This is a genomic window from Streptomyces sp. PL-29 (genome assembly GCF_058344425.1).
The window spans coordinates 5,548,817-5,563,618 of the sequence record NZ_CP136996.1; the positions used below are offsets into that span (position 1 = coordinate 5,548,817).

Consider the following 14,802-nt stretch of genomic DNA (forward strand, 5'->3'; position numbering starts at 1 on the left):
AACGGCAGCACGATGGACGCCACGACCGATACCACGACCGGGGCGAGCGGCCCGACCGGCGCACCACTGCTGTCCGTACGGGACCTCACCATGACCTTTCCCGGCCGGCGGTCCGCGACCGGGCGCCGGGGGGCGCCCGTGCGCGCCGTCGACGGGGTCTCCTTCGACCTGGCGGCCGGTCGGACCCTGGGCCTGGTGGGGGAGTCGGGCTGTGGGAAGTCCACCACCGGGCGGATGCTCGTGCGGCTGCTGGAGCCCACCTCGGGCCGGATCGTCTTCGAGGGTGAGGACATCAGCCGCCTCTCACAGGGCTCCCTGCGCCCGCTGCGCAAGAACATCCAGATGGTCTTCCAGGATCCGCACTCCTCGCTGAACCCCCGGCAGACCGTGGCCCGGATCATCTCCGAACCACTGCTGGTGCAGGGCTGGAGCGCGGGTGACGCCCGGCGCCGCGCCGCCGACCTGATGGAACTCGTCGGGCTGATCCCCGAGCACATCGACCGCTACCCGCACGAGTTCTCCGGCGGCCAGGCCCAGCGCATCGGCATCGCCCGCTCGCTGGCGACCAGCCCCCGGCTGATCGTCGCCGACGAACCGGTCTCCGCGCTCGACGTCTCCGTCCAGGCGCAGATCGTCAACCTGATGGAGCGCCTGCGCGCCGAACTGGGCCTGGCCTACGTGTTCATCGCGCACGACCTGTCGGTGGTCAAGCGGGTCAGCGACCGGGTCGCCGTCATGTACCTCGGCCGGATCGTCGAGATCGGGGACAAGGCGTCCCTCTACGAGACCCCCCAGCACCCCTACACCCGGGCGCTGTTGTCCGCCGTGCCGCTGCCCGACCCGGCGGCGGAGCGGCGACGGGAGCGGATCGTGCTGCTCGGCGATCCGCCGAGCCCGGCCGCTCCCCCTCCGGGCTGCACCTTCCACCCGCGTTGCCCCAAGGCCCAGGAGATCTGCCGGACGGAGCGCCCGTTGCTGCGTCCTGCCGCCTCGCGAGAGGTGGCGTGCCACTTCCCGGGTGACTGACGGGGATCACGGGAAGCGGGGGACCCGGGGGCCGACACGATCGCCCCCCCGGGTCCCCCGACCGCTCCGGTGGAGGCGGCACCGCTGCGGGGCACCCCGGACTTGCGGCCACGGCCGCCCCGCCGCAGGACCGTCAGGCGAGTGCGCGCCGGAAGAAGTCGAGTTCCAACGCCATGATCTTCTCGCGGGTGCCCCCCGGGGTCATGTGGGTCACGCCGGGGAGGGCCAGCAGCTGGTGGGGGCGGCCCGCGTCCGTCAGGGCCTGCGACAGGCGCAGGGTGTGCGACGGGTGGACGTTGTCGTCGGCCAGGCCGGTGACCAGCAGCAGCGGCCGGGTCAGTTTCGGGGCGTCGGGCAGGAGCGAGTCCCGGTCGTAGACCTCCGGGTGGTCCTGGGGCAGGCCCAGGTAGCGCTCGGTGTAGGCGGTGTCGTAGTGCCGGAAGTCGGTCGGCGCGGCCCCGGCGGCCGCGGCGTGGAAGACGTCGGGGCGGCGCAGTACGGCCATCGCCGACAGGTAGCCGCCGTAGGACCAGCCGCGGACGCCGACCCGGCCCAGGTCGAGCTCGCCGTGGCGCGCAGCCAGCGCGTGCAGTGCCGCGACCTGGTCGTCCAGGGTGACCTCGGAGAAGCCGCGGTACATGGCGTGGGTGTGGGAGGGCGAGACGTACGCGGTGCCGCGGTTGTCGACGGTCACCACCGCGAAGCCCTGGTCGGCCCACCACTGGCGGTGCTGCCAGCGGCGCGGGTCGGCGGTGATGTCCTGCGCACCGGGACCGCCGTAACTGTCCATCAGGACGGGCAGCTTCCGCCCGGGGACGTGCCCGCGGGGCAATACGAGCGCGGTGGGCACGCCGTACTCGGTGACCCGCTCCAGGACCGGGGCCACCCGGTACGGCAGTGGCTGCGACAGGTCGGCCGGGACCAGTTCCCGCCCGTCGGGGGTCCGTAGGACGCGCCGCACGCCGTCGGCGTCGGCGGAGGTCAGCAGCAGGAAGCCGGCCGAGGCGGTCGCGCTGTGGACGCCGGGACCGTCGGCGAGCGGGGTCACCTCCCCGGTGGCGGTGTCCAGCAGCAGCACCTGCTGTTCGGCCGGATCGCGCAGTCCGGCCTCGACCAGCAGCCGGCCTTCGTGGACCCCGGCCACCCCGCGGACCTGGACGTCGTCCGCGGTGAGGAGTGCTCCGTCCACGGCGAGGGCCCGGGCGGCCCCGTCGGGGGTGTCGGCCGCGGTCAACATCCGCCCGTCGGGCAGGCGGGCCGGAGTGCCGGGGACCAGCGGGTCCACCCACTGGGGGTGCGTGGTGCGGGACAGCTCCCGGGTGCGGCCGGTGGCCGGGTCGGCGGAGAGCAGCAGCACGGTGCGCTGGAGCCGGTCCTGGACCGTCAGCAGGATCTCCGAGGCCGACTCCCAGCCCGCGTCGGAGACGTAGGGGTAGGTCTCGCAGTCCCACTCGATCCGTACCCGGGTCTCCCCGAGCACCCAGAGCTGCACCTCGGCGTTGGGGCCGCCCGCCTCCGGGTAGGCGAAGTCCTCGGCCGGCAGCTCGGGGTGGGCGGGGTCGGCGAACCACCGTCGCTGGAGGGCGGATTCGTCGACGCGTGCGGCGAGCAGCGTGACTCCGTCGGGCGACCACCAGTGGCCCCGGGAGCGGCCGAGCTCCTCGGCGGCGGCGAATTCGGCCAGGCCCCAGCGGGCTCCGTCGTCGGGGCTGACCCGGCCGCCCGGGGCGACGTACAGGGCGTCGTCGGCGACGTAGGCGGTGCGCGAGCCGTCGGAGTTGGGACGCGGGTCCAGCGCGGGTCCGGCGGCGGGGATCTCCCTGACGGTCCCGGATCCAGCGCCCGCGGCGGTGACCTCGTAGAGCCTGCCGTACAGCGCGAAGGCGGCGCGGCGCCCGTCGCCGGAGAGGGCGTAGGAGCCGATCCCGGCGGCGACGAGGCGGGTCCGCTCGCGCAGCCGGCGTTCGGCGGTGGGGAGGGTGCCGGGCTCGGGGCACAGGTCGCGCGGATCGGCAAGCCGGATCTCGGCGCCGGTGGCGGTGTCGAGCACCCAGAGGCTGTCGAAGGCGTCGGTGGGTCCGGTCGACCGGAGGAACCAGAGGAGGCGGCCGTCGTCCCCGAAAGACAGTGCCCGCGGGGCGCCGTGGGTGAATCGGGCCGTGCTCGCGGAGAGCCTGAGGAAGTCATCCATGATCGTAGTGTGACATGTGAAATGTCACCACCACTAGGCCGTTCGAGTGGTGGCCCCAGGGGTGCGGGCTTAGCGTCGGGAGGGTGGACCCGAACGCAACGCCGAGCAGCAGACGGACCGACGGCAAGGACGGCGCGGTCCGGGGAGGCGGCAGCACACTCGCCCTGGTCGTCATCGCGTCCTGCCAGCTCATGGTGGTTCTCGACATCACCATCGTGAACATCGCGCTGCCGCACATCCAGACCGCGCTGAACTTCTCGACCGAAAGCCTCTCCTGGGTCGTCAACGCCTACACCCTCGCCTTCGGCGGCCTGCTCCTCCTCGGCGGACGCACCGGCGACATCCTCGGCCGCAAGCGCGTCTTCATCTTCGGCGTGCTGCTCTTCGGCCTGGCCTCGCTCCTCGGCGGACTCGCCCAGAACGAGGGACAGTTGATGGCCGCACGCGCCCTCCAGGGCGTCGGCGGCGCCATCGCCTCGCCGACGGCCCTCGCGCTGATCACCACCACCTTCCGCGAAGGACCCGACCGCAACAAGGCGTTCGGGGTGTTCGCCGGCGTCTCGGCGGCCGGCGGCGCGATCGGACTCCTCGCGGGCGGTGTCCTCGTCGAGTGGCTCGACTGGCGCTGGGTCCTCTTCGTCAACGTCCCCATCGCGCTGGTGATCGCCGTACTGGCCTCCAAGGTCCTGCGCGAGTCCGAACGCCACCCCGGCCACTTCGACTTCGCCGGCGCGCTGCTGTCCACCCTCGGCATGGTCGCGCTCGTCTACGGCTTCATCCGGGCCTCCCAGGAAGGCTGGCGCGACCCGGTGACGCTCGGCTCCTTCGGAGCCGCCGTGGTCCTGCTGACGCTCTTCGTCCTCAACGAGCGGCGGTCGCCACAGCCCATCACCCCGCTGCACATGTTCGCCGACCGCAACCGGGCCGGAACCTACGGGATCATGCTCATGCTCGCCTGCGCGATCTTCGGCATGTTCTTCTTCCTGACCCTCTTCGTCCAGATCGTGCTCGGCTTCAGCCCGATCCAGGCCGGCCTCGCCTTCCTGCCCGTCAGCGCGGTGATCGCGGTGGGTGCGGGCCTCACCGCCAAGCTCCTGCCGAAGTTCGGGCCCAAACCATTCATGGTCGGCGGCGCACTGTCCTCGGCGGCCGGTCTCGCCTGGCTGACGCAAACCGACGTCCACTCCACCTACCTCGGCAGCATCCTCGGCCCGATGCTGCTCTTCGCCCTCGGTATGGGCCTGCAGTTCGTCTCGCTGACGCTGATGGCCCTGTCCAACGTCCCCGACCGAGAGTCGGGAGCGGCATCCGGACTGCTGAACACGATGCAGCAGGTGGGCGGCTCCCTCGGCCTGTCGATCCTGGTGACCGTGTACGGCACGGCCAGTCGCAACGAGGCCAAGGAACTGGTGCCGGACTTCCTCGCCACGGCCGGCCCCGTACAGAAGGCCTTCTTCGAGCGCACCGGCCAGCTCCCGAAGCCGTGGGGCGACCAGGTGCTCACCTCCGGCATCAGCGCGGCCTTCGTCGTGGCGGCCCTCTTCACCCTGGTCGGTGCGGCGATCGCGGTGTTCGTCATCCAGGTACGCCCTTCCGACCTCGAACGCCTCCAGGGCAACCACAAACCGGCGGCCGACCGCATCTGACGGCCACATCCGGCAGGTTCGGGCGCGGGCGGCTCAGCCGACCGTGACCCCGGTGACGCGGGAGACGAAGCCGTTCAGGTTGGCCTCCATGCGGGCGAGGCGCTCGCCCACGGTCAGCGACTCCTCCTGCCGCCCGCCGCGCAGCTTCGGCTGCCGCTTCCCGCGGACGTACAGGGGGCAGGCCAGGTCCGCGCAGACGTAGGTGCCGACCGTGTTCCCCTCGCGGCCGCGGGCGCCCGCCAGCGGCGCGGCGAGCAGGGTGACCCCGGAGGAGGCGTGACCTGTCAGGCAGATCTGGCACAGGCTGGACTTCACCGCGCTGGTGCGGCCCACCGACGGCACGCGCAGCGAGATCCCCAGCGGGCCCTCCTCCCGGGGCAGCACGAGGTGGGCCCGCAGCGGAGCGCCCGGGTCGACCCAGCCCAGGAAGTCCAGGTCCTCCCAGGGAAGTTCGGAGAAGTCCAGGGGCAGGCGCAGGCGCGCCGCCTCGCCCTTGGTGCAGTTCACGAAGGATGTGCGGATCTGTTTCTCGCTGAGTGGTTCCACGGGCATCGACCCTATGGTGTGTCCCGGCCGGCCCGCACCCCGATTTCCGGCCCGGGGCCGGCCCCGCGCGCACCCGCCGGCGCGGACGGCGGCGGCGTCGCACCCGGTGCCTCCGTGCTCCGTGCGGGCCCGAGCGCGGCGCGCAGCCGGGCCGCGTCCGCCCGGCTGCCCATCCGCAGGGCCAGCCACGAGCCGTCGGTGAACACCAGGTCCACCCGGGCCGGCCGGCGGCGCAGCCGGGGGACGCGGCGCAGCGAGCAGACGGCGGTGTGCGCCCCGCGGGCCGGGTCGCCGCGGCCCCAGGGCGGCCGCGCCGTCACCGTGCCCGCGGCCACCGGGCCGTCGATGCGCCGCGCGGTGAACAGGCCGCCGGGCCCCTCGGTCTCGGCCTGCCAGTGCGCCCAGTGGAAGCCGTGCAGGGCCAGGGCGAAGCGCCCGGCCCGGCTCGCCCAGCCGCCGCGCAGGGCCGGTCCGTGCAGGAGCCGCCCGGCCAGGCGGGCGGTCCGCTGGAAGGGGTCGAGGAGCGCGGCCACGGCGTCGGCGAGGTCGTCGGGCAGCGCGGTGAGGAAGCGGAAGAGGAAGAAGTCGCCGATCCGGCGCCGCAGCGGCAGCGGGGCGGGCGAGCCGGGCAGCAACGCGCGCTTCGGCCTGCGTACGTACGGCGACAGCCGGCCCGCAATCTCCTCGTCCATCCGGCCATGATGGCCGGGCGGCCGCTAGCGGTCCACGCGACGGACCCGGCAGCGCGCCGGACCCTCCGTCCGCAGGGTGATTCCCGCCCCGACCGGGATCCGGGTGTCCACCGCCTCGAACGCGTACGTCCGCAGGATCATCGCCAGCGCGACCACCGACTCCAGCATCGAGAAGTGCTGCCCGATGCAGGCGCGCGGGCCGCCGCCGAAGGGGAACCACGCGTAGCGCGGCCGTCCGGCCTCCGCCTCCGGCGTGAAGCGCTCCGGGTCGAAGCGGTCCGGGTCCGGCCAGTACTCCGGATGGCGGTGCGTCACCCAGGGGGCCAGGATCACGTCGGCGCCCGCGGGGATGGTGTGCTCCCCGATCCGGGTGGCGGCGACGGCCCTGCGGCCGATGACCGGCGCGGCCGGGTACAGCCGCATGGCCTCCTTGACCACCTGCGAGAGGTACGGGAGCCGGTCCAGGTCGCGGGCCTGCGGCGTACGGTCGCCCAACACCCGGGTGATCTCCGTGCGGGCCCGGTCCTGCTGCTCGGGGTGGCGGGCCAGCAGGTGCAGGGCGAAGCAGAGGGAGGTGGCGGTCGTCTCGTGCCCGGCGAGCAGGAAGATCAGAACCTGGTCGCGCAGCTCGGCGGCGTCGAACGCGCCGTCCTGCGAGCTCCGGGCGGCGGCCAGCAGCGTCAGCAGGTCCTCGTCGGCGGCCTGCCCACCGGTGGCGCCGGCGGCCGGGGCCTGCCCATCCGGGGCGGGGGCGGGGGCGCGGTCCCGCCGCCGCTGCCCGATGATCTGGTCGCAGACCCCGTACAGCTCGTCCATCGCGGCGGCCGCCCGCCGGTTCGCCGGGGTGGGCCAGTGGCGCGGGACGGTGGCGGGGGAGTACCCGCGGCGCAGCACGTAGTCGGTGATCACCGGGAAGCAGCGCGCCACGACGTCGGCGGTGGCCTCGACGTCGGTGCCGAAGAGGATCCGGGCGACGGCACGCAGCGCGAGGTGCGTCATCTCGTCGGAGAGGTCCACGACGCCGTCCGGGGCCTCCTGCCAGGCGGTGACGACCGACGCCGTCTCGGCGGCGACGGCCCCGGCGTACCCGTCCACCCGGCGCCGCGTGAACAGCGGCTGCACGAGCCGGCGCTGACGCAGGTAGTCCTCGTCCTGGCTGGTCAGCAGTCCGTTGCCGAAGGAGTCGCGGACCTCCTGGTAGAAGGGGTTGTCCTTGCGGAAGTTGGCCGACTGGGAGGCGAGCACCTGCTGGACACCCTCGGGCGAGAACACGCAGTACAGGTCGGCCCGCATCCCGGGCGGCCCGGCCGAGACCCGCACGACGTCACCGAGCCACTGCCGAGCCCGCAGATAGGTGCCGAGGGAGTCCGACTTCAGGTCGTGGAGCGATCCGAGCAGCGGCGCCCCGGGAAGCACCGGAACCCCCGTACCCGCACTCGTACCCGCACCTGCGCTGCCCGCGTTCCTGCCCAATGTCATGCCGACGCCCGCCCGTCCCCGGTCCCCTGCTGCCGGAGCCCGATTCTGCCGTCCGCGTCCGCTCCTGGCGAGAGCGCGTGCGGCCGCGCGGGCGGCGACGGGCTCGGTGACCGGTGCACCCGAATCCCTTCGGCGAGGCCGGCCGCCCGGCACCCTGCTCGTACGGATTAGGCAGGTGCGCGGCGACGGGGAACCGTTGCAGGGGCCGGCCCTGGGCCGCGACCGCGTCCGGCCGGTCCCGCGACGCGGCATGCGGCCACCCGCCGCCGGTAACGCCACGACCACCCGCGGTCGGAGCGCGGACCCGCCCGCGGCCTTTCGGCCCTCGGTGCTCTCCTGGACGTTGATTCCGCGGTGGTGCACGAACACGCCGTCAGAACGACCGCCGGTAGCGCAGCTCGCACAGCGTGACGTCGCCATAGACGTCGTCCTGCGCCGCACCGTCCGCCCGGTAGCCGGCCCGCGCGTAGAAGCGCCGGGCCCGGTGGTTGTCCTGGAGCACCCACAGGGCCGAGCTCTCGAAGCCCTGCTCCCTCATCGCGGCGTGCGCCGCGCGGAGGAGTGTGCGGCCGACGCCCGTGCCGATGAGGTCCGGAGCCACGTACAGGGCGTGGACCTCGCCCACCGGCCCCGTCACGCCGGACACCTCACTGCGGGAGGGCCCGAAGCAGACCCACCCCACCGGACCGCGGTCGCCGACCGCCACCAGGTCCCTGGAGCGGCGTCCGGGGCGGCCGAACCACTGACGCCGCTGGTCGGCATCGTCCTCGACCGTCATCGCGTCCAGGTGAGCCTGCGGCACGATACCGGCGTACGCCGCCTGCCAACCCCGGACCCGGACCGCCGAAACGGCCTCGATGTCCCCCTCGTCCATCTCCCGTATGCGCACCACCGCGCCACGCTAACCCACCCCCTCCGCCCGGAGCACCGTTGAGCCCCGGTCGGCAGATCCCCGGACGGGCCGCGATGGGGCGTCCGGCGGGTTCGACGGGCGGCCACAGCCCGAACGTCGGGGCACTGACGACGGGTCGATCCACGCCAAGGCGGTGACGATCGTCAACCCGCGCCCGACGGTCCGCCGGGCCCCGGGGCGCGGGCGGCTCAGATGTCGCGGAAGATCTCGATCTGGGCGCCCACCGAGTTGAGGCGCTCGGCCAGTTCCTCGTAGCCGCGGTTGATCACGTAGACGTTGCGCAGGACCGAGGTGCCCTCGGCCGCCATCATCGCCAGCAGGACGACCACCGCCGGGCGGAGGGCCGGCGGGCACATCATCTCCGCGGCGCGCCAGCGGGTGGGGCCCTCGACCAGGACCCGGTGGGGGTCCAGGAGCTGGAGGCGGCCGCCGAGGCGGTTCAGGTCTGTCAGGTAGATGGCGCGGTTGTCGTACACCCAGTCGTGGATGAGGGTCTGGCCCTGGGCTACGGCCGCGATGGCCGCGAAGAAGGGGACGTTGTCGATGTTCAGCCCGGGGAAGGGCATCGGGTGGATCTTGTCGATCGGAGCCTCGAGCTTCGAGGGGCGGACCGTGAGGTCGACGAGCCGGGTGCGGCCGTTGTCCGCCGAGTACTCCGCCGAGCGGTCGTGGTCGAGTCCCATCTCCTCCAGCACCGCGAGTTCGATCTCCATGAACTCGATCGGCACCCGGCGGATCGTCAGTTCCGACTCCGTGACGACCGCGGCGGCCAGCAGGCTCATCGCCTCGACGGGGTCCTCGGAGGGGGAGTAGTCCACGTCCACGTCGATGTTCTGGACGCCGTGGACGGTGAGCGTGGTGGTGCCGACGCCTTCGACCTTGACGCCCAGCGCCTCCAGGAAGAAGCACAGGTCCTGGACCATGTAGTTGGAGGAGGCGTTGCGGATGACGGTGACGCCGTCGTGCCGGGCGGCCGCCAGCAGCGCGTTCTCGGTGACCGTGTCCCCGCGCTCGGTCAGCACGATCGGGCGGTCGGGAATGACGCCGGCCGCGACCTTCGCGTGGTAGATGCCCTCGGTCGCGGTGATGTCCAGGCCGAAGCGGCGCAGGGCGATCATGTGCGGCTCGATGGTGCGGGTGCCGAGGTCGCATCCGCCGGCGTACGGCAGGCGGAAGGTCTCCATGCGGTGCAGCAGGGGGCCCAGGAACATGATGATGCTCCGGGTCCGGCGGGCCGCGTCCGCGTCCATGGCCTCCATGTCGAGGCGGGCCGGCGGGACCAACTCCAGGTCCACGCCGTCGTTGATCCAGCGGCTGCGGACGCCGATGGAGTTCAGGACTTCCAGGAGGCGGTAGACCTCCTCGATGCGGGCCACCCGCCGCAGGACCGTACGGCCCTTGTTGAGCAGTGAGGCGCAGAGCAGCGCGACGCAGGCGTTCTTGCTCGTCTTGACGTCGATGGCGCCGGACAGGCGGCGGCCTCCGACCACGCGCAGGTGCATCGGGCCGGCATAGCCCAGGGAGACGATCTCGCTGTCGAGAGCTTCACCGATTCGGGCGATCATCTCAAGGCTGATGTTCTGGTTGCCGCGCTCGATTCGGTTCACCGCGCTCTGGCTGGTGCCGAGGGCTTCGGCGAGCTGACTCTGTGTCCAGCCCCGGTGCTGCCGGGCGTCACGGATGAGCTTGCCGATGCGTACGAGGTAGTCGTCTGCCATGGGGGCACCGTATCTCAGATATGAGATGACTCCTGCGTCGGGTGTGGCAGATGGGTGAATCGAACGCCGTGGCGGTCATGCGTCGAGTGTGCGTCGGGGCGGCGTTATGGGCTATTTCGGAATGTGTTGGGGGTGGTGCCCTCGCGCCCCGCGCGCGTTACCGGCCGTCAGGTTCCGCGGCGTGGCCGCCGTGCGTGTGGTGCTCGACGATCCGGCCCAGCAGGTGGGTGAGCCGCTCGCGCTCCGCGGCCGACAGTGGGCTCAAGAGTTCGTCCTGGGCCGCGTCGAGGAGCTGCTCCAGTCGGCGCAGCCGCCGCCGACCGGGCGTGGTGAGGGTGATGACGTTGCGCCTGCGGTCCTCGGGGTCCGGTGCCCGCTCGACCAGTTCGCGCTCGGCGAGTTCGTTGATGACGGCGACCAGGTCGCTGCGGTGGATGCCGGTGCGGTCGCTCAGCGCGGCCTGGCTCGCCGGTCCGTACTCCTCCAAGGCGACCATCGCTGCATAGTGCCATTTGTGGGCATCTGCCCGACCGAGGGTCTCGGCCACCAGTCGCTGTGCATGCGTGGAGGCCAGTCCCAGCAGGCGGCTGGGTAGTTCGCGCAGTCGCGCGGGTACGGCCGCGCCCCCGTTCTCCCTGGTGGTCATGGGGTGATGCTACCGCTTGCGTTAGTGACACCAACGGTATAGTTTCGTTCGTGTTGCTAACGTTAGTCACGCCAACGATTGCGGAAGGGGCTCCCGTGCCCACGATCGACGTACTCGACTCGACGATGTACTACGAGGACCGCGGCGAGGGCGTGCCCTTCGTCTTCCTCCACGGCAACCCCACCTCCTCCCACCTCTGGCGGGGAGTGCTGCCCCGCATTGAGGGCCCGGTCCGCGTCCTGGCGCCCGACCTCATCGGCATGGGGCGCTCCGGAAAGCCGGACGGCGAGTACCGCTTCGCCGACCACGCGCGCTACCTGGACGCGTGGTTCGACGCGCTCGGACTCGACGAGGCGGTGCTCGTCGGCCAGGACTGGGGCGGGGCGCTCGCCCTCGACCGGGCCGCCCGCCACCCCGGGCGGGTCCGCGGGATCGCCTTCATGGAGACGATCGTGCGCCCGATGGAGTGGGACGAGTACCCGCCCGCCGCACGCGTCCGGTTCGAGGCGATACGCACCCCGGGGCTGGGGGAGGAGATGGTCCTCGACCGGAACATCTTCATCGAGGACAGCATTCTGCAGACGGTGCTCCACCCGATGGCCGAGGAGGACCGCGCCGTCTACGGTGCCCCCTACCCCACCCGCGAGAGCCGGCGGCCCCTGTTGCAGTGGGCCCGCTCGCTGCCCATCGGAGGAGAGCCGGCCGACGTCGTCGCCGTCGTCGAGCGGTACGACGCCTGGCTGGCCGACAGTCCCGAGGTGCCCAAGCTCCTGCTCACCTTCGACGGCTCGCCCGCCCTGATGACCGGAGCCGAGGCCGCCGCCTGGTGCGAGCGGAACATCTCGGCGCTGGAGAGCGAGTACTGCGGTTCCGCGGCCCACCTCTGCCCGGAGGACCGGCCCGAGGAGATCGCCGCGGCCGTCAACGCCTGGGCCGTCCGCCACGCGCTTGCCCGGTGAGTCGCGCCGCGGAGGGCGCACCGGGGACGCGCCCGCCCGTCAGGGTACGGCCCGGGTGACCGGGGACGACCGCGGACGACCGCTCGGCATCCCGCATCCCGCATCCCGCATCCCGTGCCCCGAAGCCGCGGATGCGGCCCGCGGCGGCCGGAACGTCCGAGGCGCCTGTCGGCCGAAGGAAACCCGGTTGATCCGGAACCCGGCGCCTGAATACTGGCTGTGTGCCGGTCGATCGGGACCGCTCACGTCGTGTCGAACCGGACCAGTGGAAGGGCCTGCGGGATTGACCATGCACGTCGACCAAGTGGACGTGACCACCGACATCGTGGCGGCCCTGGTTCAAGAACAGTTCCCCCAGTGGAGCGGCGAGGCGATCCGGCCCCTGCCATCGACCGGAACGGTCAACGCCATCTTCCGCATCGGGGAGGGCTTTTCCGCACGTTTCCCGCTGCGCCCGACCGACGCCGCCGAGGCGCTGGCCGTTCTGGAACAGGAGGCACGGGCGAGCGCGGAGCTGGCACAGGTGTCCCGGTTCCCCGTCCCGGAACCCGTCGCCACGGGACAGCCCGGAGCGGGCTACCCCATGCCGTGGTCGGTCCAGACATGGCTGCCGGGAACGGTCGCCCTCGATGCCGATCCGAGCGGGTCGGACGCATTCGCCGAGGATCTCGCCGCCTTCATCGCGGCCCTGCGGAACGCCGAGACGCGGGGGCGGCGTTTCAGCGGCGACAACCGGGGCGGCGTTCTCGCCCACCACGACGAGTGGATGGCGCAGTGCTTCGAGGAGAGCGAGGGGCTGCTCGACGTACCCCGGCTGCGCCGGCTGTGGAGCCGCTTCCGGGAGTTGCCGCGCACGGGCGCCGACGTGATGAGCCACGGCGACCTGATTCCCGGCAACGTACTGGTCGCGGGAGGCCGGCTCAGTGGCGTCCTCGACACCGGCGGCTTCGGCCCGGCCGACCCCGCGCTGGATCTGGTCAGTGCCTGGCACCTGCTGGAGCCCGGTCCACGGGAAGTGCTTCGGCGGACACTGGCCTGCGACGATCTGGAGTGGGCGCGCGGCACGGCGTGGGCCTTTGAACAGGCGATGGGCCTCGTCTGGTACTACGCCGAGAGCAACCCGGTGATGAGCGGCACGGGGCGCCGGACCCTCGACCGCATTCTGGCCTCGACGGAGTGATGTCGTCCCGGTCAAGGGCCGTCACGGAGGCGAACGACCGCTTCCCCCTCCGGCCTGCGCGGTGGTCGCGGCCTTCCTCGAAGGGCGCCGCCCTGCCCCGGAGCCGACTGCTGGTGCCCGAGGAGCAGCGGGATGCGCGGAAGGTGTTCGGGTCGGAGACCTGGCCGCGGTCGCAGACGATCGTGTCCGGCACCGGCACCGGCACCGGCACCGGCACCGGCACCGGCACCGGCACCGGCACCGGCACCGGCACCGGCACCGGCACCGGCACCGGCACCGGCACCGGCACCGGCACCGGCACCGGCACCGGCACCGGCACCGGCACCGGCACCGGCACCGGCACCGGCACCGGCACCGGCCGCCCGGGCGTGTGACGGATCTCTCCCGTTCCGCGCAGGTGAGCGGGGTGCGGAAGGTCGCGAAAACGGTCGGCGGATCCGTCGCCGTCGGTGGTGCGGCGGGTCTCGCCCAGGCGCCTGCTCCGCCTACGATCGCGTGGGTCGGGCCTGCCCGTACGCGTCCATGGAACAGGGGAAGAGCCATCACACGACGATTCATACGTGCTCACGTGGTGCCGGTCTCGGTGTCTCTCGGGGCGGGTTTGCTGCTAGGCCTGGTAGGCCCCTTTGCCGGGAAAGGGGGCAATGCCGTTTGCGTGGTCATGAGTACGGTCTTTTCCAGTGGCTGGCCCTGGGCCTGCTATGCGTTACTGGTGGGTTGCTCCCGTCGGTCCACCATCGAGTCTGCGTTGCTGGCATCCTCGGGCCTGGCCGTGGGTGTGGTCGCCTACTACCTTTTCAAGGACATGAATCCCGCCATTCCAGCCGGAATGGAAGCTGCCACCCCCGTCCCTGCTGGAGTGCAGTGGGAATCCGGCGCCTTCAAGGACGGGCGGATTCTCGTGTGGGGAACAGCGGCTTTCGTGTTCGGTGCGCCTTTGGGGTTCGTCGGGAACATGGCGCGGACGCCCGGAGTCGGCGGCCTTCTGTTCCGTCTGCTCGTTCCGTTCATCGCCTTCTTCGAGGCGACCCGGCGGTTGAGCGTGGAGGCGGACGTGCAGGGGCCGGTTTTCTCTGCGACCTGGAACGTGACGCGCGTCGCAGCATGTGTCGTGGCCGGGGCTCTCATCGGGCACACGGCGTGGAGCTGGTGGGTTCGGCGAAGCCGGGCCGACGGGCGAGCGGAAGCCACCGCACCTGCACGGCATCTCTGACGCCTGGTCCGTCCAGGCCGCTGAACCGCGACGACGCAACACGGCCCCGCCCGTTTCCTCGGCCGGAAGGGGCGGCGCGGTGCGGGCCCGGTGGGCGACACGCCGACTGGCGCTGCGCCGCCCGGCGAGTCGATGCGGGTGCATGCCGCCCCCGGCGCCCTCCGGCAGCCCACGGCGTGAGGGCGGGCCGGCTCGCCGAAGGGGGGACGGCCTGCGGCGCAGGTGCGTGCGGTCCGCTTCGGTCCACGCGCCGTCGCCGCGGTGGTTGCGCGCCCGGATACGGGTGATGCAGTAGAGGGAGCGGCGGATCGACCGCAGGCCCTTCCTGCTCCGCGACGCTGTGAGTCTCGTTGGCGCCGCCCAGCCGCCACCGGCCTCCGCCCGGAACGCTCGCCCCTCGACGAGACGGCACGGGGCGTGCCTCGTCGTCGCGCCCGGACATGTACTAGAGTTATCTCGACATCGAGATATCTGCCCAAGGCGTACCGCAGCCGCCCCCGCTGGTAAGGACTACCTAACTTAGCCTTACCTTAGCGGATTGGCCAAGGGGCGTGGCGGCAGGATGCGGTAATACGCGCGAATTCATGCATGAA

Annotated in this window: 13 protein-coding genes; 6 read left to right on the forward strand and 7 right to left on the reverse strand. The window is 72.3% G+C overall.

Annotated elements, in window-relative coordinates; translation table 11 throughout:
* Positions 1-12: 12 nt before the first annotated feature.
* Positions 13-1,026, forward strand: coding sequence for an ABC transporter ATP-binding protein (locus tag R4Z63_RS25525; protein ID WP_384446743.1), 1,014 nt, complete (start codon positions 13-15; stop codon positions 1,024-1,026).
* A gap of 133 nt (positions 1,027-1,159) precedes the next feature.
* Here the strand turns inward: R4Z63_RS25525 and R4Z63_RS25530 are convergent, their stop codons facing one another.
* The gene (locus tag R4Z63_RS25530; RefSeq protein ID WP_384446635.1) at positions 1,160-3,217 is read right to left on the reverse strand and encodes a S9 family peptidase; all 2,058 of its coding nucleotides are present in this window, start codon (positions 3,215-3,217) and stop codon (positions 1,160-1,162) included.
* Between the two features lie 83 nt (positions 3,218-3,300).
* On the opposite strand from R4Z63_RS25530, the gene R4Z63_RS25535 reads away from it, so the two are divergent.
* Positions 3,301-4,863, forward strand: coding sequence for an MFS transporter (locus tag R4Z63_RS25535; protein ID WP_384446633.1), 1,563 nt, complete (start codon positions 3,301-3,303; stop codon positions 4,861-4,863).
* A gap of 33 nt (positions 4,864-4,896) precedes the next feature.
* On the opposite strand, the gene R4Z63_RS25540 is transcribed toward R4Z63_RS25535, so the two are convergent.
* The 6 genes from R4Z63_RS25540 to R4Z63_RS25565 all read right to left on the reverse strand — a co-directional run bounded on the left by R4Z63_RS25540 (position 4,897) and on the right by R4Z63_RS25565 (position 10,857).
* Positions 4,897-5,409, reverse strand: a complete 513-nt coding sequence (locus R4Z63_RS25540) for an FBP domain-containing protein (RefSeq protein ID WP_384446741.1) — start codon at positions 5,407-5,409, stop codon at positions 4,897-4,899.
* An 11-nt stretch (positions 5,410-5,420) separates the two neighbouring features.
* The gene (locus R4Z63_RS25545) at positions 5,421-6,101 is read right to left on the reverse strand and encodes a hypothetical protein (RefSeq protein ID WP_384446631.1); all 681 of its coding nucleotides are present in this window, start codon (positions 6,099-6,101) and stop codon (positions 5,421-5,423) included.
* Positions 6,102-6,125: 24 nt separating this feature from the next.
* Positions 6,126-7,580, reverse strand: coding sequence for a cytochrome P450 (locus tag R4Z63_RS25550; RefSeq protein ID WP_384446629.1), 1,455 nt, complete (start codon positions 7,578-7,580; stop codon positions 6,126-6,128).
* Positions 7,581-7,953: 373 nt separating this feature from the next.
* Positions 7,954-8,472, reverse strand: coding sequence for a GNAT family N-acetyltransferase (locus tag R4Z63_RS25555; protein WP_384446627.1), 519 nt, complete (start codon positions 8,470-8,472; stop codon positions 7,954-7,956).
* Between the two features lie 209 nt (positions 8,473-8,681).
* A complete protein-coding gene (locus tag R4Z63_RS25560) occupies positions 8,682-10,211 on the reverse strand; it encodes a helix-turn-helix domain-containing protein (RefSeq protein ID WP_037915238.1) in 1,530 nt (509 codons plus the stop codon).
* A gap of 157 nt (positions 10,212-10,368) precedes the next feature.
* Positions 10,369-10,857: a MarR family winged helix-turn-helix transcriptional regulator gene (locus R4Z63_RS25565; protein ID WP_384446624.1), complete on the reverse strand. Its 489-nt coding sequence runs from the start codon at positions 10,855-10,857 to the stop codon at positions 10,369-10,371.
* A 95-nt stretch (positions 10,858-10,952) separates the two neighbouring features.
* On the opposite strand from R4Z63_RS25565, the gene R4Z63_RS25570 reads away from it, so the two are divergent.
* The 4 genes from R4Z63_RS25570 to R4Z63_RS25585 all read left to right on the forward strand — a co-directional run bounded on the left by R4Z63_RS25570 (position 10,953) and on the right by R4Z63_RS25585 (position 14,209).
* Positions 10,953-11,816, forward strand: coding sequence for a haloalkane dehalogenase (locus tag R4Z63_RS25570; RefSeq protein WP_384446622.1), 864 nt, complete (start codon positions 10,953-10,955; stop codon positions 11,814-11,816).
* Between the two features lie 289 nt (positions 11,817-12,105).
* A complete protein-coding gene (locus R4Z63_RS25575; RefSeq protein ID WP_384446620.1) occupies positions 12,106-12,996 on the forward strand; it encodes an aminoglycoside phosphotransferase family protein in 891 nt (296 codons plus the stop codon).
* Complete coding sequence (locus tag R4Z63_RS25580; protein ID WP_491522597.1) at positions 12,996-13,370, forward strand: hypothetical protein; 375 nt, start codon at positions 12,996-12,998, stop codon at positions 13,368-13,370. The genes R4Z63_RS25575 and R4Z63_RS25580 overlap by 1 nt, the downstream gene beginning before the upstream one ends.
* Before the next feature lie 287 nt (positions 13,371-13,657).
* On the forward strand, positions 13,658-14,209 hold the full coding sequence (locus R4Z63_RS25585; RefSeq protein WP_384446739.1) for a hypothetical protein: 552 nt from the start codon (positions 13,658-13,660) through the stop codon (positions 14,207-14,209).
* The last annotated feature ends 593 nt before the right edge of the window (positions 14,210-14,802 follow it).